The sequence below is a fragment of the Streptoalloteichus tenebrarius genome (assembly GCF_024171885.1).
Taxonomy (GTDB): Bacteria; Actinomycetota; Actinomycetes; order Mycobacteriales; family Pseudonocardiaceae; genus Streptoalloteichus; species Streptoalloteichus tenebrarius.
Map to the genome: position 1 here is coordinate 272,917 of NZ_JAMTCP010000002.1, position 17,208 is coordinate 290,124.

A 17,208-nucleotide genomic window follows, 5' to 3' on the forward strand; every position below is an offset into this window, starting at 1 on the left:
CGGTGTGCCGTTCCTCCTGGCAGCGTCGCCAGGCGCGACGTGCTCGGGCCACCTCCGCTGTCTCGCGCGGGCAAGTTCTCCGCCAGACGGTCAGGAGCACGATTCGTCGGTCTGACGCTGGCCAGGAGCTGATGCGCGCCGCGTCGAGGGTCGTGGGCGAGACGTTTCGGGACGATGAGGGCGGACGGCGAACCGGGGCCGTCCCTTCGGCTCCTTCACTCATCGCGTCTCCACGGCGCGAGTGGCACTCGCCAATCCTCTGTCCGTTCCGTTGCCGAAGCCTTTCCCACGAACATCACCGGTCATGTCGCCCCGAAAGGGGTTGGCGCGGGCTCGGGCCTACTGGCTGTCGTGGAATCGTCCGGCTGTCGTCATGCGACTGGGCTAGCAACACCGCCGACCGAAGGGTCAGGAGGTTCGTCCCGGAATGTCGGGAACGTTACATGACGGTGCTCACTGAAAGTGTATGACCGGTGTCATACCGTGTTTGCGATCTTGGTCGGCAGGGTGTCCCGCGTCGATCCCCGGCCCGTCGCGATCCGACGGGCCCCGACGCGAGGAGAACGACTGTGCGCAAGACGGCGAAGTTCGCTGTGGTGACCGCGACCGTGCTCGGCGCGGTCGTCCCCGGCGCGGCCGCGGCGGCGACCCCCGCCCCGGAGTACGTCGCCACCATCCGCACCGCCGGCGACGAGGTCTACCGGGTGCGGCTCGTCGAGCAGGCCGACATCGACATCGCGCTGCGGCTGCGGGACGGCGACCCGAACGCGCCGAAGATCCCCAACGGCCGGATCGTGCGGGGCAGCGCCGACGTGAACACCGGCTACACCTGGCACATCGACCCGAAGGACTTCGCGTGGGCCGACTTCACCATGGAGGTCTGCGACGGCCGTCCCTCCGACGTGGAGAACGGCATCCTCACCGGCGACCGGTTCTGTCCGTGGAACGCCACGGTCGTGTCGGTGCGGCGGATCGGCTGACCGGGCGGTGAACGGCGAGGGGTGGCCGCCGGGGAACCGGCCGTCACCCCTCGGCCTCGGCTCAGGTCATCCAGTCCAGGTAGAGGGCCGGGGCGGCGGCCAGCGCGCCGAACCGGGCGAACCGGCCGACCAGACCGGTGGCGACGAAGGTCGTCGGGGCGATGTTGGCCATCCCGGCCACGACGGACGTCGCGGCGAACGGCGGCAGGCTCGCCACGGCGCTGACCAGCAACAGGACCACGCTCCACGCCGGGCGGCGCTGGCAGTGCTCGCGGAAGCGGTCCAGCCACCTGGCCCACCGGCCCGGCGTCCGCGCCTTGCGCCGCAGGAGGCGAGGGAGCGGCAGGGAACCGCGGCCGGCGTAGAAGTAGAGGAGTTTGCCGCCGATCTGGCCGACCGCGACCACCAGCGCGAGGAACCACCACGGTAACTCCGGCGCCTTGAGGACGACGCCGACGAGGTAGACCTCCATGCTGATCACGGGGAGCACGGCGGAGAGCACCGCGACCCCGAACGTGCTCAGGGGAAGTCCCACCCACACCAGCACCGGCGCCCCCATCGTCGGCTGTGTCGTCCGACCGGAGGCTAGCAGTCGCCGGGGTGGCGGGGCTCACGCTCGCAGCGTCAGCTCCAGGCTCCCGCTCAGCCGGAGTTCGCGCAGCGTCCGCCCGCCGGCGTCCAGGGTGCGGACGGTCCCGTCCGGCTCCCAGCCCACCGACCGGTAGAAGCCGAGCGAGGCGCTGTCGGCCTCCGGGACCCACACGACGCCCCGGGTCGCGCCCCGGTCGCGCAGCGCGTGCGCCGCCGCCGCGAGCAGCCGTCCGCCGTGCCCTCGTCGACCCCACCTCGGCTCCACGAGCAGGGCGCTGACCAGGACCGTCGTCGCGGCGTCGGCGGGCAGCGCGCCGTCGGCGCCGGCGACCTCGTCCTCGGGCGCGGGTCCGGCCGCGCAGAACCCCACGGTCCAGTCGCCCTCGGTGGCCACGAAGACCAGGGCGGGGCCGTGTGTGACCGCGTGCAGCCACGCCCGTTCCGCGCCGGCGGCGTCGAGTCCACTGAGGACTTCGTCGGGCAGCAGCCCGGCGTAGGCGGTCCGCCAGGTCGCGAGCTGGACACGGGTGATCTCGGGGACGTCCGCCGGCTCGGCGGGCCGCACCGCGGCGATGGCCATGCGCCCCAACGTAGTGCGCGTCACGTCCGGTCCCGTGTACGGCCCTGTCGGCCCCACCAACCTGTCGGCCCCGGCTCCGCGATTCCGGTGCGGAGGCGGGGCCGCGCCGGCCCGCGCGTGGGAGGGAGGCGCCACGGGGGCCGGCGCGGGTCCGTGCGCGTCGGCGGCCGTCGCGCCGCCGACGCCCGCCGGAGGCCTCGGACGCCTCAGACGCCCGCGTGGCTCCGGATCCAGTCCCGGAACGCGGCGACGTTGGTGTAGCCGGCCCAGCCGCTGCCGGCGGGGCGGTGCCCGACCGCGCACACCCCGGCCTGGATCTCCTGCCCGCCGGCGCCACGGACCACGGCGGGTCCGCCGGAGTCGCCGCCGGCCACGCTGCCGTCGGTCTTGGTACAGATCACGCGGGGAGTGGCGGAGACGTCCGAGCAGGACACCTTGGTGACGTTTCCGTTGGCGTACTTGAGTTTCCTGGGCAGCGGCCCGCTCCAGTCGGCCTTCTCCGAGCCCCAGCCGTAGAGCGTGACCGCCTTGCCGTCGGCGAGGTCGGCGTTGGTGGCCAGCCTGACGTAGGTGGTGTTGACGTCGCGGTCGAGCTGGAGCAGCGCGATGTCGGCCGTGGGCCACTTGTAGTTGGGGTGGCGCACCACCTTGGACACGTTCGCGGTGGTGCCGCCGGAGCCCCGGTCCAGGGAGCCGACGCGCACCGAGTACTTGCCGTTGCCCTCCACGCAGTGCGCCGCCGTCAACACCCATCGCTTCGCGATGACGGAGGAGGTGCAGGTGAATCCGCCGTTGTTGTGCAGCGCCGAGATCCACGGCTTCTGTTGGCTCACGGTGCCACCACCGACGATGAACGGCGTGGTGTCTCCGGGGCTGTCGCCGGCGGCGGACGCCGGCGGGGCCAGTAACCCGCCGATCCCGAGAACCACGGCGGCCACCAGCATTCCGGAACGGGACGCCCGACTCTTCTTCCCTCGCATGGGCATGACTCCCCGCATCGGGAGCCGGCGCGCTGGTGGCAGGGGTGCGGCGGCCCGCGCCGTGCTCCGCCGAAGTCGGCAGGAGCAGGGTGCAGCGACGACAGGCGGGCCCGGCAGAGCCGATCGACGTGGGCCGATCAGCCGAGCGGTCGGCCTCCCGTGGTCTCCCGTGGCCTCCGTCGTTTCCGTGCGACCTCGGGAGATGCCGGAGGCTCCCGCGAGGCGCGGTCGGCTCCGGTGCGCGGCCGTCCTGACTCGTGACCCCGCGGTGACGGATTCGACGCCGGCCGCCGCACGAACGGCCCCAGCGCCGAGGGCGTCGTGTGTGCCAGCGTGGCCGGTGCGAGGGGCACGGGGCCGGTGTGATGTGAGAGGCGGGCCCGACGTGTGCGCAAGTCCTTCCCCCGGCCGGGGGACCGAGTTATCCCCAGGCGCTCGAGTTGTCCACAGGTCGGCTTCGCGGGGTGGGGCGCGGGGAGCGCGCGGGCCAGGCTGGAGCGGGGCTCGCCCCCCAGGGCGGGTGGGGGCTGTCCCGAGGTGGGCGAAGTCCTTGCGGGGCCAGGGGATGCTGGCGCTCGGCGTGGTCTACGTCGTGTGGGGGTCGTCCTACCTCGCCATGCGGTACCTGGTCTCGTCGGCGCCGCCGATGGTGGCCGCCGGCGCTCGCTTCCTGGTCGCCGGGCTGCTCCTGGCCGCCATCCTGTCCGTGGTCTCGGGACCGGCCGCCCTGCGGATGCGGCCGCGGTGGCTCGGGAGCGCCGCGCTGACCGGACTGTTGTTGCCAGCTCTGGGAAGCGGGCTGGTCGCGGTCGCGGAACGACACGTGGCGTCCGGGCTCGCGGCGCTGCTCGTGGCGTGTGTCCCGTTGTTCGTCGTGCTGCTGCGGTGGTCGCTCGGCGAGCGCCCTCCGGTCGGCACGGTGTTCGGTGTGGTCGTCGGGCTCGTCGGCCTCGCGGTGCTCGTCACCGCCGGGGACGGACACGGCGGCACCCACGGCACGGCCTGGTGGGGGCCGGCGCTGGTCGTCGTGGCCGCCCTGGCGTGGGCGGTCGGCTCGGTGGCCTCCGTCCGGCTTCCGGTCTCGCCCGACCCGTTCGCGCAGTCCGCCGCGGAGATGGTGTTCGGCGGCGGCGTCCTGGTGGCGGCCGGTCTGGTCGCGGGGGAACGGATCACGCTGGACGCGGTCAGCGCCAGCTCGTGGTGGGCGTGGCTGTACCTCGTGACGTTCGGCTCGGTGCTCGCGTTCACCGCCCACGCCGTGGCGCTGCGGACCCTGCCGCTGTCCACTGTGTCCACCTACGCCTACGTCAACCCGGTCGTCGCGGTCGGGCTCGGCGTGGCCGTGGCCGGGGAGCGGCTCCTGGCCTCGCAGATGGTGGGCGGGGGACTGGTGGTCGTCGCGGTCGCGCTCCTCGTCGGCGCGGAAGCCCGGCGCGTCACGCCGGCGACCGCGAACGGGACCGCCATCAAGCCCGGGATCGGCACCAGGACCAGAGCCAGGGCCAGGGCCAGAACCAGGGCCGGTGACAGGAAAACAGTGACGGAAACGGGGGATACAAGAGTCACCTGATCGTGTCAGTCTGGCCCGATGACGTCGAACGAGACCAGTGGTCGGAGCGCGGTGTCGTGGTGGGCGTGGGCGGCGCTCGGCGTGGTGTACGTCGTGTGGGGGTCGACCTATCTCGCCATCCGGTTCCTGGTGGAGTCCGCGCCGCCGCTGCTCGGCGCGAGCGCGCGGTTCCTGGTCGGCGGGCTGGTGCTGGCCCTGTTGGTGCTGTTGATCTCCGGGCCCCGCGGGATGCGGATGACCAAGGCGCAGTTCGGCACGGCGGCGCTGGTCGGCGTGCTGCTGCCCGCGGTCGGCAACGGGCTGGTCACCGTCGCCGAGCAGTACGTCGCCTCCGGTTTGGCCGCGCTGCTGGTGGCCTGCGTCCCGCTCTACGTCGTGGTGTTGCGACTCGCGCTCGGCGAGCGGCCCTCGGCCGTGACGGTGGTCGGGGTCGCCGTGGGGCTCGGCGGGCTCGCGGTGCTCGTGCTCGGCGGTGGCGGCGAGGCGACCGGCACCCACGGGTCCGCGTGGTGGGCGCCATGGCTGGTGCTGCTCGCCGCGTTCGGCTGGTCGGTGGGTTCGGTGGCGACCACCCGGCTCCCGGTCCCGCCGAACCCGTTCGCGTTGTCCGCGGTGGAGATGATCGTCGGCGGCCTGGTCCTCGCGGTGAGCGGGTGGGCGCGCGGCGAGCGGATCGACGTCGGGGCGATCAGCACGTCGTCGTGGCTCGCCTTCGCCTACCTGGCCCTCGTCGGCTCGGTGTTCGCCTTCAGCGCCTACGTCTACGTCCTCGGCGTGCTCCCGGTGTCCACCGTGTCCACCTACGCCTACGTGAACCCGGTGATCGCGGTCCTGCTGGGCGTGGTCGTGGCGGACGAGCGGTTCGACACCCGGCAGCTCGTGGGCGGCCTGCTCGTGGTCCTCGCCGTGGTCCTGGTGGTCAGCGCGGAACGGCGGCGCGGCCGGTCCCGTCCCGCGCCGGAAGTGTCGGTGGAGGCTGGCACCATCACCGAGTCGTGCAGACGATGAACGTGGCCACGGCCCGCCGCATCGCGTTGGCCGCGCAGGGCTTCACCGACCCGCGACCGTCGGGAGCGCCGACCCGGCGGCACCTCCAGCGGGTGTTGGGCCGCACCAAGCTGCTCCAGCTCGACTCGGTGAACGTCGCCGTGCGGGCGCACTACGCGCCGCTGTTCAGCCGGCTCGGCGCGTACGCGCCGTCGTTGCTGGACGAGGCCGCGTGGTCGCACCGGGCGAGCCGGCCCCGCCTGCTGGTGGAGTACTGGGCCCACGAGGCGAGCCTGGTGCCCGTCGAGGACTGGCCGCTGCTGCGGTGGCGGATGCGGAGGTACGCGGAGAAGGACTGGCCGCACGTCCGCGCGGTCGTGGAGCGGTCGCCCCGGCTGGTCGACGAGGTGCTCACCGCGGTCAAGGACCTCGGCCCGATCGGCGCCGGCGGGCTGGAGCAGGCCCTCGGCGACCCGGGCCGGCGCGGCGGGGGCACCTGGTGGAACCGTTCGGACACCAAGGTCATCTGCGAGCACCTGTTCGCGGTGGGGGAGCTGACCACCGGCACCCGCAGGGGGTTCGAGCGGCTCTACGACCTGCCGGAGCGGGTGCTGCCCTCCGCCGTCCTGGCCCGACCCGAGCCCGACCCCGCCGAGGCGACCAGGGAGCTGGTGGCGCGCTCCGCCGAGGCGTTGGGCATCGGCACCGAGACGGACCTGCGGGACTACTACCGGCTCGGGCCCGCCGCGTGTCGGCGGGCGGTGGCGGAGCTGGTCGAGGAGGGGGTGCTGGAGCCGGTCGAGGTGCGGGGCTGGCGGCACACCGCCTACCGGCACCGCGACGCGCGAACGCCCAGGAAGGTGACCGCTCGGGCGCTGCTCTGCCCGTTCGACCCGCTGGTGTGGGAACGCGCCAGGACGGAGCGGTTGTTCGACTTCTTCTACCGCATCGAGATCTACGTGCCGGCGGCCAAGCGCGTGCACGGCTACTACGTCTTCCCGTTCCTGCTGGACGAGAACCTGGTGGCCCGCGTGGACCTCAAGGCGGACCGGGCGGCGGGCGTGCTCCGGGTGCCCGGGGCGTTCGCCGAGCCCGGGGTGGATCTCGGGCGGGTGGCCACGGAGCTGGCGGGGGAGCTGCGGCTCATGGCGGAGTGGCTGGGCCTGTCCGACGTGGTGGTCGGGGAGCGGGGCGACCTCGTCGCCCCGCTGCGCGCCGTGCTCTCCTGACCCGGCCTCCCTGACCCCCGGTCCCGTTCTCCGCGTCGCCGGTCTTCCGCCCTGCCTGATCGGAAGGGACACGGCGTGGCGCGGGGCGGCACCCCCAGAAGCCGCCCCGCGCCACGCCCTCAGCGACGCGCCGGACCAGCCGACGCGGATCAATCACCGTGGACCAACCGACGCGGACCAATCAACGTGGACCAATCGACGCGGACCAACCGACGTGAACCAACGTGGATCAGCCGGCGCGGCGTCTCAACCGGCCGCGCTCGTGATCACGGCGTTGCCGGAGCCGCTCCTGCCCCGCAGCCAGACGGCGGTCGGCGTGTCCGGCGGCGTGTCCAGCACGGGCAGCTCGCTGCGGGCCGATCCGGACCCCGAGCTGAGGTCGACCTCGGCCGCCACGCCCTCCCGCACGCCGACCCGGATCTCCCCGGAGCCGGTCTGGAGTTCGATCCGGCCGGTGGCGGCCTCGGCGATCGTCAGGTCCCCGGTGCCGCTGCGCGCGGTCACGTTGGCCCGCGCCGCGCCCACCCAGACGTCGCCGCTGCCGCTGAGCAGGGTCGCCGGGCCGTCGACCGAGGACACCTCCAGGTCGCCCGTGCCGGTGCGCGCCCGCAGGCCGCCGAGCATCGGGCCGAGCCGCACCGCGCCGGAGCCGGTGTGCACCGACACCTTGCCCTCGGCCCGCTCCACCGCCACGTCCCCGGTGCCGGTGGCGACGTCGAGCCGTTGCGCCGTGCCGCTGACCGTCACGTCCGCGGTGCCGCTCTGCACGGCGACCTGTGACCCGTTCGGGGCGTGCACCGTGACCGCGACCGGCACCATCTTCAGCGGCAGCGCCTTGGGCGTGCGCACCACGAGCCGGTGCCCGGTCAGCTCGACCCTGGTCTGCCGGACCGCCTCGGCGGCCGCGTCGGCCGGTTCGCCGTCCCGGCCGCCGAACTGGCTGGTCACCCAGCTCACCAGTCCGGTGAGGCCGGACGCGAACGGCCCGGTGGCCTCGGGCGCGTGCCGCACCTCGACCCGCACCTCGGCGTCCTCGCCCAGCCGCACCTCGACCCGCCCCGCGCCGATGGTGACGTCCACCTCGGCCGGTCCGGGCACCGCGTAGCTCTCCTGCCGGGCCATCCCGTGGTCCGGCGGCGTCGTTCCCGTGGTCATCCGCTCGCTCCCCTCGCCCGTCAGCCCACGACCCAGCCGCGCACGCGGCTGCCGGGCCGGCCATGGTCCTCGGGGCGTTCGGCGCGCGGCGGCCGCCCCGACCGGCCCTGCGCGCCCTGCAACGCCCCCTGCACCGCCTGCGACACCCAGGTGTTCAGCGACACCCCCTGCGCGGAGGCGGCCCGCTCGGCCCTGGTCTTGATCTCGTCGAGCAGGCGCAGGGTGATCCGGCTGATGTCACCCCCGTCGGGTGGCGGCGGTGGCGGCGGGGCCTCCGCGCCGTCCGGCTCCTCGGCCTCGCGGTCGGTGCGGGTGACGACCACGCGCACGTCCCTGCCGTCGAGCCGGACCTCCACCACCCCGTCGTCCCACGCGGCCGTCACCTCGGCCGCCAGGTCGGACAACGCGGTCATCAACGCCAGCCGCACGGCCGGCTCCAGCGCTCCGGCGAGCACCGCGGCGGTGCGCTGGACCTCCACGTCCGCCGCCGAGACGGCGGTGCTCAGCCCCTCGCGGATCTGCGCGACGTACGGCTCCAGTTCCATGACGTCACTATGACGTCATCTATGACGTCGGTCAAGCGATCGGGTGACATCAGTTCTGGTGTCACCGTCGGTGATCGTGACTGTGCGTCGCCGCACACGGTGGCGATTTCGGTGCTGTCCGGGGCACGCCGTAACCTGCCTTGTCGCCGAAGTCGCGAGGTCGGCGTGCGTGGGCCGCCGGGGGAGAAAGGGGACGATCGCCGTGGTCGAGACGGTGTCGCCGAAGGTGCAGTTGATCGCCAAGACGGAGTTCTTCCCGCCGGCGGACGTGCCGTGGTCGACCGACGCCGACGGCGGTCAGGCGCTGGCCGAGTTCGCCGGCCGCGCCTGCTACCAGTCCTGGCGCAAGCCCAACCCCGCCACCGCCACCAACGCCGGCTACATCCGGCACATCATCGAGGTCGGCCACCTGTCCGTGCTGGAGCACGGCTCGGTGAGCTTCTACATCAGCGGCGTCTCCCGCTCGCTCACCCACGAGCTGATCCGGCACCGCCACTTCTCGTACTCGCAGCTCTCCCAGCGCTACGTCCCCGAGAAGGACGCGGCCATGGTCGAGCCGGACGTCATCGCCTCCGACCCCGAGCTGCACGCCAAGTTCCTCGCCGCGACCCAGGCCGCGCAGGACGCCTACAACGAGCTGCTGGTCGACCTGGAGAAGAAGTTCGCCGACGTGCCCAACGGCACCCTGCGGCGCAAGCAGGCCCGGCAGGCGGCGCGCGCGGTGCTGCCCAACGCCACCGAGACCCGCATCGTCGTGACCGGCAACTACCGGGCGTGGCGGCACTTCGTCGCCATGCGGGCCACCGAGGCCGCCGACGTCGAGATCCGCGCCCTCGCGATCGAGTGCCTGCGCCAGCTCCAGAAGGCCGCGCCGAACGTGTTCGCCGACTTCGAGATCACCACGCTCGCCGACGGCACCGAGGTCGCCTCCAGCCCGCTCGTGACCGAGGGCTGAGCCGGGTGCCCGGCCTCACGCTCGACGTGCTGCCCGGCCGGCACGCGGTGGCGCGGCTCGCGCCCGACCACCCCGTGCCGGCCGACCTGTGGCGGGCCGCCGGCCTGGTGTCGGTGACCAGGACCGTCGACGAGCTGTCGGTCGTGTGCCCGGAGGCGCACGCGCCGGCCGGAGCCCGGGTGGAGGGGGACTGGCGGGTGCTCACCGTGCGCGGCCCGCTCGACTTCGCCCTCACCGGGATCCTCGCCGACCTGGCCGGAGCCCTGGCCGAGGCGGGGATCTCCCTGTTCGCGGTGTCCACGTTCGACACCGACCACGTGCTCGTGCGGGAGAAGGACCTCGACGGCGCGGTCGCCGCGTTGCGCTCCGCCGGGCACGACGTGGCCGGGCACGACGTGCGCGGGCCGGCCTGATCGGGCGCGCCTGACAACCGCGCCTGACAACAACGTGAAAGGCGGTGTCCGGCACCCGGGCGGTGCTGGGCGCCGCCTTCCGCGCGTCGGGGGACCGCGGCGCTACGGTGATCACATGGGTGTCGCCCGTGACGAACGTCGTCAGCTCTGCGACCTGCTCGACCGCGTCGGCCCCGACGAGCCCACCCTCTGCGCCGGCTGGCGCACCAGGGACCTCGCCGCGCACCTCGTGCTGCGCGAACGACGGCCGGACGCCTCGCCCGGCATCGTGCTCCGCCCCCTGGCCGGCTACACCGCGCTGGTGCAACGCCGGCTCGCGTCCCGACCGTGGGGCGAGCTGGTGCGAACCCTGCGGCAGGGTCCGCCCCGGTGGTCGCCGTTCGCCATCCCCGGCGTCGACGAGGCGGTCAACGGCACGGAGTTCTTCGTGCACCACGAGGACGTCCGCCGGGCGCGGGAGGGCTGGGCTCCCCGCCCCGCCGACCCGGCCAGGGACGCCATGGCGTGGCGCGCCCTCGCCCGGATCGGCCGGCTCACCTTCCGGCGCTGCCCCGTCGGCGTCGCCCTGCGCCGACCCAACGGCGAGGAGGTCCTCGCCCGCCGCGGCCCCCGCGCCGTCACGGTCGTCGGCGCTCCCGGCGAGCTGCTCCTCTACGCCTTCGGACGGGAGGCCGTCGAGGTGGAGTTCGAGGGCGACCAGGCAGACGTCCAGGCTGTGCGGGGCCTGCGCCGGGGCCTGTGAGACGGCAGCCGTGCGCCCCCCCGCACCCGACCAAGCGCCCGAGGCCCGCAGCCGGGCGACACCACGCGGTGCAGTGGATGAAGGTCACCCAGTTCGAGGTAGCGTCATGGCCATGACCGCACGTCCGACAGCTTCCGAGGGACGGCCCTTCGGCCAGGTCCTCACCGCCATGGTCACCCCGTTCACCGCCGACGGCGGACTGGACCTGGACAGGGCACAGAAGTTGGCCGCGCACCTGGTGGAGCTGGGCAACGACGGTCTCGTCCTCAACGGGACCACCGGCGAGTCCCCGACCACCACCGACGCCGAGAAGGCGGAGCTGGTGCGCGCCGTGGTCGACGCGGTGGGCGACAGGGCGACCGTGGTGGCCGGCGCGGGCACCTACGACACCGCGCACAGCGTCCACCTGGCGCGCGCCGCCGAGCGGGCCGGCGCCCACGGCCTCCTCCTGGTGACGCCGTACTACTCGAAGCCGCCGCAGGCCGGGCTCCTCGCGCACTTCACGACCGTCGCCGACGCCGTCGAGCTGCCGGTGATGCTCTACGACATCCCGCCGCGCTCCGTCGTCCCCATCGAGGTCGACACGCTGCTCCGGCTGGCAGAGCACCCGAGGATCCTCGCGGTCAAGGACGCCAAGGGTGACCTCACCGCCGGCTCCCGGGTGCTCCACGAGACCGACCTGGCCGTGTACTCCGGCGACGACGTGCTGAACCTGCCGTGGCTGTCGGTGGGCGCGGTCGGCTTCGTCAGCGTGGTCGGCCACGTGGTCGCCGACCGGCTCCGCCGCATGCTCACCGCGTTCGAGTCGGGCGACGTGGTCACGGCCAGGGAGATCCACCACGGCCTGCTGCCCGTCTACGAGGTCTTCGGGGCCATGGGCGGCGTCACCTTCGCCAAGGCGGCCCTGCGGGCGCGCGGACTCGACGTCGGCGACCCCAGGCTGCCCCTCCTGCCGGCCACCGAGCAGCAGGTGGAGACCCTGACCGAGGTGCTGGGCGCCGTCGGCGCGTCGTCGCCCGGCGCGGCGACGAGCACGGGGGTGACAGGCCGATGAGGCCCGCACCCGACGGCCTGGTCCCCCTCGCCCCGCCGCCCCCGCTGCCCGAGGGCGGCCTGCGGGTCGTCGCGCTCGGCGGCATCGGCGAGGTCGGCAGGAACATGACGGTCTTCGAGCACGACGGCCGCCTCCTGGTCGTCGACTGCGGCGTGCTGTTCCCCGAGGACGACGCGCCCGGCGTCGACCTGATCCTGCCCGACTTCCGGGCGATCGAGAGCCGGCTCGACGACATCGAGGCCCTGGTGCTCACGCACGGGCACGAGGACCACATCGGGGCGGTCCCGTTCCTGCTCAAGCTGCGCCCCGACCTGCCGGTCGTGGGCTCCCGGTTCACCCTCGCGCTGGTCGCCGCCAAGTGCCGCGAGCACCGGCAGAGCCCGGTGCTGGTCGAGGTGACCGAGGGGCAGCGCAGCCAGCACGGACCGTTCGAGTGCGAGTTCTTCGCGGTCAACCACTCGATCCCTGACGCGCTGGCCGTCGCCATCCGCACCTCCGCCGGCGTCGTGCTGCACACCGGCGACATCAAGCTCGACCAGCTCCCGCTGGACGGCCGGCTCACCGACCTCGCCGGGTTCTCGAAGCTGGGGGACGAGGGCGTCGACCTGTTCCTGGTCGACTCGACCAACGCCGAGGTGCCCGGGTTCGTCACGCCGGAGCGGGAGATCGGCCCGGTGCTCGACGGCGTGATCGGCAAGGCGCGGCAGCGGGTGATCGTCGCCTGCTTCGCCAGCCACGTGCACCGCGTGCAGCAGATCCTCGACGTGGCCGCGGCGCACGGCCGCAGGGTGGCCTTCGTGGGGCGCTCCATGGTGCGCAACATGGGCATCGCCACCGAGCTGGGCCTGCTGTCCGTGCCGGACGGCCTGCTGGTGGACATCGACGAGGCGTTGACCCTGCCCGACCACGGCGTCGTGTTCGTCTCGACCGGGTCGCAGGGCGAGCCGCTGTCCGCGCTGTCCCGGATGGCGCGGGGCGAGCACCGGCAGATCCGCATCCGGGAGGACGACCTGGTGGTGCTGGCCAGCTCGCTCATCCCCGGCAACGAGACCGCGGTGTTCGGCGTGGTCAACGGGCTGGCGCGGCTGGGCGCGCGGGTGGTGCACCAGGGCAACGCGAAGGTGCACGTGTCCGGGCACGCCTCCGCCGGCGAGCTGCTGTTCCTCTACAACGCGGTGCGGCCGAGCAACGTGATGCCGGTGCACGGCGAGTGGCGGCACCTGCGGGCCAACGCCGAGCTGGCCCGGTTGACCGGCGTGCCGGCCGACCGCGTGGTGCTGGCCGAGGACGGCGTCGTCGTCGACCTGGTCGACGGCATCGCGCGGATCACCGGCCGGGTCGAGGTCGGGCACGTCTACGTCGACGGGCTCTCCGTGGGCGACGTCGGCGAGTCCACCCTGTCGGACCGGCTCATCCTGGGCGAGGGCGGGTTCATCGCGATCACCGTGGTGGTGGAGTCGCACAGCGGGCGGGCGGTCGCGCCGCCGACCATCTCCGGGCGCGGCTTCTCCGACGACCCCAAGGCGTTGGACGACGTGGTGCCGCTGGTCGAGATGGAGCTGTCGCGCACCGAGGCGGAGGGCATCACCGACACCCACCGGATCGCGCAGGCGGTGCGCCGCGTGGTCGGGCGGTGGGTCGCCGAGACCTACCGGCGGCGCCCGATGATCGTGCCGACCGTGCTGCCGGTCGGGGCGCCCTGACCGCTGGGGCGGAGTTGACGAACAGTGAGGCGGCGCGTCAGGAACGCGCCGCCTCACTCGTGTCCGTGCGTGTTCGGTTGGTCGGAACCCGGGAAGCCAGGAAACCGAATGACGCCCGCGCCGGCCGGGCGGGCCGGTCAGGGCTTCCAGGGGCTGTGGCCGTCCGTGGGCCGCGTCGGGTCGTGGAAGTCCGGCTGGTGCGGCTCCTTGGCCCGCAACGGCACCAACCCGGCCGTGATCGCCCGCATGATCCGGTCGCGCGCCCGCACCGCGTCGCCGGGGCGGCTGGCGTCCAGCCCGGTCAGGTCGACCGGGGCGCCGAAGTGCACCCGGAAGGTGGGCCGGGCGCGCAGCGCCCGCAGCCACGAGGTGAGCAACGGCTTGACGTCGGACCACCCCTCGACCGTGAGCGTGCCCCAGTACACCGCCTCGTGCGCGCCCCACTGGCTCACCGGCACCACGGGGACGTGGGCGGCCAGCGCCATCCGCGCGACGCCGCTCTTGCCGCGCTCCGGCCACAGCCCGGGGTCCCTGCTGATCCGGCCCTCGGGGTAGAGCAGCACCGGGTCGCCGTCGCGCAGCGCGGCGACCGCCCGGTCGAACGCCTCGGTGACGTTCCCCTTGCCCCGGTCCACCCTGACGTGGCCGGAGCGGCGCAGCGCCCAGCCCAGGACCGGGGTGTCGAACAGGCCGGCGGTCGCCATGAACCGGGGGGACACCCCGATCCGTCGGCATGCCGCGATCAGCACGAAGACGTCGAAGACGCCGATGTGGTTGGCGGCCATCAGCAGCGGTCGGCCCCGGAGCTCGGCCGGCACGTCTCCGGTGACCTCCAGGCGGCCGGTCAGCGCGACCAGCGCCTGGTCGACGCGGGTGAGGAACCGCCACAGCCTCGGCGTTCGGGTGCGGCGCGGGGCGAGCCGGCGTGTCGGCTCGTTCGGGAGCGAAGGCAGGGCAACCATGGCGGGTGCAGCATGGCACGTCGTGCCCCCGTCGTGGTGCCCGACCGCGAATTCGTCCCTGGCTCCGGTCGGAACGGGCGTGACCGGTGGGACGGGGGAGGCGGGCGCGACTACGGTGGGGGGTATGGGGAGCCGCACGTCGACGAAGGGTGGGAACACGTCGCGAGCCCGCGGCGGGAGCGGGGCGCGGTCGGGTTCGCCCAGGTCCGGCGGGCGGACGGGAGCCGGCGGCAAGGCCGGTCAGTCCGCGCGGACCGGCGGGAAGCCGGCCGCCCGGTCGTCGGCGAAGGCCTCCGCCAAGGGCAGGGGTGGCGCTAGGGCGTCCGCCGCGCGCGGGAAGAAGGCCGCGCCGCGGCGTTCCGGTCGTTCCGGGGGCGGCGGCGCGATCAGCAGGGCGTGGAACCTGGTCGCCAAGGGTGTCGGCGGCGCGGTCCGCGCGGTCGGCCGGACGCGGGAGATCGACCCCGCGCACCGCAGGGACGGCCTCGCGCTGGGACTCGTCGCGTTGGCGATGATCACCGCCGCCGGCGTCTGGTGGCGGGCGGGCGGCCCCGTCGGCCTGGTGATCGAACGGGCGGTGCGCAGCGCCGTCGGCGCCCTCGCGGTGGCCGTGCCGCTGGCGTTGTTCGCCTTCGGCATCGTGCTGATGCGCAGCGAGGCACGGCCCGAGGCCCGCCCCCGTCGCGTGGTCGGCTCCCTGCTGCTGGTGCTGTCGGCGCTCGGCCTGTTCCACGAGTTCTCCGGGATGCCGGCCGACAACGACCACCGCATGTACGCGGGCGGCGCGCTCGGCGCGCTGGTGGGCGACCCCCTGGCCCGCTACCTGTCGCTGTGGGTCGCCGGGCCGCTGCTGATCCTGGTCGCCGCCTACGGCGTGCTCGTGCTCACCGGGACGCCCGTGCGCGACGTCCCCGAACGGTTGCGGCAGCTCACGCGGGGCGGCCATGACGACGACACCGACGACGGCTACGACGACGAGGTGAACGACGCCGCCGACGAGGCGGCCGACGCGCCGACGACGCGCCTGCGTCGCCCCTCCCGTCGGCGGCAGGCGGCCATGGCCGAGTCCGAGGCCGACCAGCTCAGCCTCGACGACCTCGGCGCCGAACCGGCACCGCCGGCCGAACCGGCCCGGCCCGCCAGGCCCCGCGCGAGCCAGGTGAAGGCCGCCACACCGCCCGCCGCCGCGAGCCGGCCCGCCGAGCGCCCCGCGCTCGGCCGCGTCGTGGAGGGCGACTACCAGCTACCGCCCACCACGCTCCTCACCGAGGGCGACGCGCCCAAGGCGCGCAGCAGGGCCAACGACGCCATGATCGAGGCGATCACCGGGGTGCTCGACCAGTTCTCGATCGACGCCCAGGTCACCGGCTTCACCAGGGGTCCGACGGTGACCCGCTACGAGGTCGAGCTGGGGCCGGGCGTGAAGGTCGAGAAGATCACCGCGCTGACCAAGAACATCGCCTACGCCGCGGCCACCGACAACGTGCGGCTGCTCGCCCCCATCCCCGGCAAGTCCGCGGTCGGCATCGAGGTGCCCAACTCCGACCGCGAGATGGTGCGGCTCGGCGACGTGCTCCGCTCCGAGCAGGCCGTGTCCGACACCCACCCGCTGGTGATCGGGCTGGGCAAGGACATCGAGGGGCACTTCGTCACGGCGAACCTGGCGAAGATGCCGCACCTGCTCGTCGCCGGCTCCACCGGCTCCGGCAAGTCCAGCTTCGTCAACTCGATGCTGGTGTCGCTGCTGGCCAGGGCCACGCCCGACGAGGTGCGGATGATCCTGGTCGACCCCAAGATGGTCGAGCTGACGCCATACGAGGGCATCCCGCACCTGATCACGCCCATCATCACCCAGCCCAAGAAGGCCGCCGCCGCGCTGGCCTGGCTGGTGGAGGAGATGGAGCAGCGGTACCAGGACATGCAGGCCAACCGGGTGCGGCACATCGACGACTTCAACCGGAAGGTGCGGTCGGGGGAGATCACCGCGCCGCCGGGCAGCGAGCGGGTGTACCGGCCCTACCCCTACATCCTCGCCATCGTCGACGAGCTGGCCGACCTGATGATGACCGCGCCGCGCGACGTCGAGGACGCCATCGTGCGGATCACCCAGAAGGCCAGGGCCGCCGGCATCCACCTGGTGCTGGCGACCCAGCGGCCCTCGGTCGACGTCGTCACCGGCCTGATCAAGACCAACGTGCCGTCCCGGCTGGCCTTCGCCACGTCCTCGCTCACCGACTCGCGGGTCATCCTCGACCAGCCGGGCGCGGAGAAGCTGATCGGCATGGGCGACGGCCTGTACCTGCCGATGGGTGCCAGCCGGCCCGTGCGCGTCCAGGGCGCCTACGTCTCGGACGAGGAGATCGCCGAGATCGTCTCGTTCACGAAGCAGCAGGCGCAGCCCGACTACACCGAGGGCGTCACCAGCGCGAAGCCCGGCGAGAAGAAGGACATCGACCCCGAGGTCGGCGACGACCTCGACCTGCTGGTGCAGGCCGCCGAGCTGGTCGTCACCAGCCAGTTCGGCTCGACCTCGATGCTGCAACGCAAGCTGCGCGTCGGCTTCGCCAAGGCTGGCCGGCTGATGGACCTGCTGGAGACGCGCGGTGTCGTCGGCCCCTCCGAGGGCTCCAAGGCTCGGGAGGTGCTCGTCAAGCCCGACGAGCTGGACGGGCTGCTCTGGACGCTTCGCGGCGGCGGCCCGGCCGACGGCGAGGAGTAGGGGAGCGGGGCGCGCGCCGGCCGCGCGCCCCCCGCCTCACCTG

General features: G+C 73.8%; 16 protein-coding genes. 10 read left to right on the top strand and 6 right to left on the bottom strand.

Annotation, left to right across the window (positions count from 1 at the left end; all coding sequences use genetic code 11):
* The first annotated feature begins 569 nt into the window (after positions 1-569).
* Positions 570-980 (top strand): BP74-related protein, encoded by a 411-nt coding sequence (locus LX15_RS02965; RefSeq protein ID WP_253667879.1) that lies wholly within the window; start codon positions 570-572, stop codon positions 978-980.
* Positions 981-1,041: 61 nt separating this feature from the next.
* Here LX15_RS02965 and LX15_RS02970 read toward each other — a convergent pair whose 3' ends face one another.
* The 3 genes from LX15_RS02970 to LX15_RS02980 form a co-directional block, all read right to left on the bottom strand.
* Positions 1,042-1,539 carry a VTT domain-containing protein gene (locus tag LX15_RS02970; protein ID WP_253667880.1) on the bottom strand — a complete coding sequence of 166 codons (498 nt, stop codon included), beginning with the start codon at positions 1,537-1,539 and terminating at the stop codon, positions 1,042-1,044.
* 51 nt (positions 1,540-1,590) lie between these two features.
* A complete protein-coding gene (locus LX15_RS02975; RefSeq protein ID WP_253667881.1) occupies positions 1,591-2,151 on the bottom strand; it encodes a GNAT family N-acetyltransferase in 561 nt (186 codons plus the stop codon).
* Positions 2,152-2,357: 206 nt separating this feature from the next.
* Positions 2,358-3,131, bottom strand: coding sequence for a S1 family peptidase (locus LX15_RS02980; RefSeq protein ID WP_253667882.1), 774 nt, complete (start codon positions 3,129-3,131; stop codon positions 2,358-2,360).
* A 550-nt stretch (positions 3,132-3,681) separates the two neighbouring features.
* On the opposite strand from LX15_RS02980, the gene LX15_RS02985 reads away from it, so the two are divergent.
* From LX15_RS02985 to LX15_RS02995, 3 genes are read left to right on the top strand one after another with little or no spacing between them, the layout of a single operon-like run.
* Complete coding sequence (locus LX15_RS02985) at positions 3,682-4,701, top strand: EamA family transporter (RefSeq protein ID WP_253667883.1); 1,020 nt, start codon at positions 3,682-3,684, stop codon at positions 4,699-4,701.
* An 18-nt stretch (positions 4,702-4,719) separates the two neighbouring features.
* Positions 4,720-5,709 carry an EamA family transporter gene (locus LX15_RS02990; protein WP_253667884.1) on the top strand — a complete coding sequence of 330 codons (990 nt, stop codon included), beginning with the start codon at positions 4,720-4,722 and terminating at the stop codon, positions 5,707-5,709.
* A complete protein-coding gene (locus LX15_RS02995; RefSeq protein ID WP_253667885.1) occupies positions 5,697-6,917 on the top strand; it encodes a winged helix-turn-helix domain-containing protein in 1,221 nt (406 codons plus the stop codon). The genes LX15_RS02990 and LX15_RS02995 overlap by 13 nt, the downstream gene beginning before the upstream one ends.
* Positions 6,918-7,163: 246 nt before the next feature.
* Here LX15_RS02995 and LX15_RS03000 read toward each other — a convergent pair whose 3' ends face one another.
* Positions 7,164-8,072: a DUF4097 family beta strand repeat-containing protein gene (locus LX15_RS03000; protein WP_253667886.1), complete on the bottom strand. Its 909-nt coding sequence runs from the start codon at positions 8,070-8,072 to the stop codon at positions 7,164-7,166.
* A 20-nt stretch (positions 8,073-8,092) separates the two neighbouring features.
* Positions 8,093-8,617 (bottom strand): toxin-antitoxin system HicB family antitoxin, encoded by a 525-nt coding sequence (locus LX15_RS03005; RefSeq protein ID WP_253667887.1) that lies wholly within the window; start codon positions 8,615-8,617, stop codon positions 8,093-8,095.
* 202 nt (positions 8,618-8,819) lie between these two features.
* Between LX15_RS03005 and thyX the strand changes: the two genes are divergently transcribed.
* The 5 genes from thyX to LX15_RS03030 all read left to right on the top strand — a co-directional run bounded on the left by thyX (position 8,820) and on the right by LX15_RS03030 (position 13,484).
* Positions 8,820-9,572 carry an FAD-dependent thymidylate synthase gene (gene thyX, locus LX15_RS03010; RefSeq protein WP_253667888.1) on the top strand — a complete coding sequence of 251 codons (753 nt, stop codon included), beginning with the start codon at positions 8,820-8,822 and terminating at the stop codon, positions 9,570-9,572.
* A 5-nt stretch (positions 9,573-9,577) separates the two neighbouring features.
* Positions 9,578-9,985, top strand: coding sequence for an ACT domain-containing protein (locus LX15_RS03015; RefSeq protein WP_253667889.1), 408 nt, complete (start codon positions 9,578-9,580; stop codon positions 9,983-9,985).
* A gap of 115 nt (positions 9,986-10,100) precedes the next feature.
* A complete protein-coding gene (locus LX15_RS03020; RefSeq protein WP_253667890.1) occupies positions 10,101-10,727 on the top strand; it encodes a TIGR03085 family metal-binding protein in 627 nt (208 codons plus the stop codon).
* A 112-nt stretch (positions 10,728-10,839) separates the two neighbouring features.
* The gene (gene dapA, locus LX15_RS03025) at positions 10,840-11,781 is read left to right on the top strand and encodes a 4-hydroxy-tetrahydrodipicolinate synthase (RefSeq protein ID WP_253667891.1); all 942 of its coding nucleotides are present in this window, start codon (positions 10,840-10,842) and stop codon (positions 11,779-11,781) included.
* The gene (locus LX15_RS03030) at positions 11,778-13,484 is read left to right on the top strand and encodes a ribonuclease J (RefSeq protein ID WP_253667892.1); all 1,707 of its coding nucleotides are present in this window, start codon (positions 11,778-11,780) and stop codon (positions 13,482-13,484) included. Before dapA ends, LX15_RS03030 begins: the two co-directional genes overlap by 4 nt.
* A gap of 137 nt (positions 13,485-13,621) precedes the next feature.
* On the opposite strand, the gene LX15_RS03035 is transcribed toward LX15_RS03030, so the two are convergent.
* The gene (locus LX15_RS03035; RefSeq protein ID WP_253667893.1) at positions 13,622-14,446 is read right to left on the bottom strand and encodes a lysophospholipid acyltransferase family protein; all 825 of its coding nucleotides are present in this window, start codon (positions 14,444-14,446) and stop codon (positions 13,622-13,624) included.
* Between the two features lie 124 nt (positions 14,447-14,570).
* On the opposite strand from LX15_RS03035, the gene LX15_RS03040 reads away from it, so the two are divergent.
* Positions 14,571-17,165 carry an FtsK/SpoIIIE family DNA translocase gene (locus LX15_RS03040; protein ID WP_253667894.1) on the top strand — a complete coding sequence of 865 codons (2,595 nt, stop codon included), beginning with the start codon at positions 14,571-14,573 and terminating at the stop codon, positions 17,163-17,165.
* Positions 17,166-17,208 lie beyond the last annotated feature (43 nt).

Coding starts and splice junctions, on each gene's coding strand:
- LX15_RS03035 (WP_253667893.1), bottom strand. CDS start 14,446: ATGGTTGCCCTGCCTTCGCTCCCGAACGAGCCGACACGCCGGCTCGCC.
- LX15_RS03040 (WP_253667894.1), top strand. CDS start 14,571: ATGGGGAGCCGCACGTCGACGAAGGGTGGGAACACGTCGCGAGCCCGC.
- LX15_RS03005 (WP_253667887.1), bottom strand. CDS start 8,617: ATGGAACTGGAGCCGTACGTCGCGCAGATCCGCGAGGGGCTGAGCACC.
- LX15_RS03000 (WP_253667886.1), bottom strand. CDS start 8,072: ATGACCACGGGAACGACGCCGCCGGACCACGGGATGGCCCGGCAGGAG.
- LX15_RS02975 (WP_253667881.1), bottom strand. CDS start 2,151: ATGGCCATCGCCGCGGTGCGGCCCGCCGAGCCGGCGGACGTCCCCGAG.
- LX15_RS02980 (WP_253667882.1), bottom strand. CDS start 3,131: ATGCGAGGGAAGAAGAGTCGGGCGTCCCGTTCCGGAATGCTGGTGGCC.
- LX15_RS02970 (WP_253667880.1), bottom strand. CDS start 1,539: ATGGGGGCGCCGGTGCTGGTGTGGGTGGGACTTCCCCTGAGCACGTTC.
- LX15_RS03020 (WP_253667890.1), top strand. CDS start 10,101: ATGGGTGTCGCCCGTGACGAACGTCGTCAGCTCTGCGACCTGCTCGAC.
- LX15_RS02990 (WP_253667884.1), top strand. CDS start 4,720: ATGACGTCGAACGAGACCAGTGGTCGGAGCGCGGTGTCGTGGTGGGCG.
- LX15_RS03030 (WP_253667892.1), top strand. CDS start 11,778: ATGAGGCCCGCACCCGACGGCCTGGTCCCCCTCGCCCCGCCGCCCCCG.
- dapA (WP_253667891.1), top strand. CDS start 10,840: ATGACCGCACGTCCGACAGCTTCCGAGGGACGGCCCTTCGGCCAGGTC.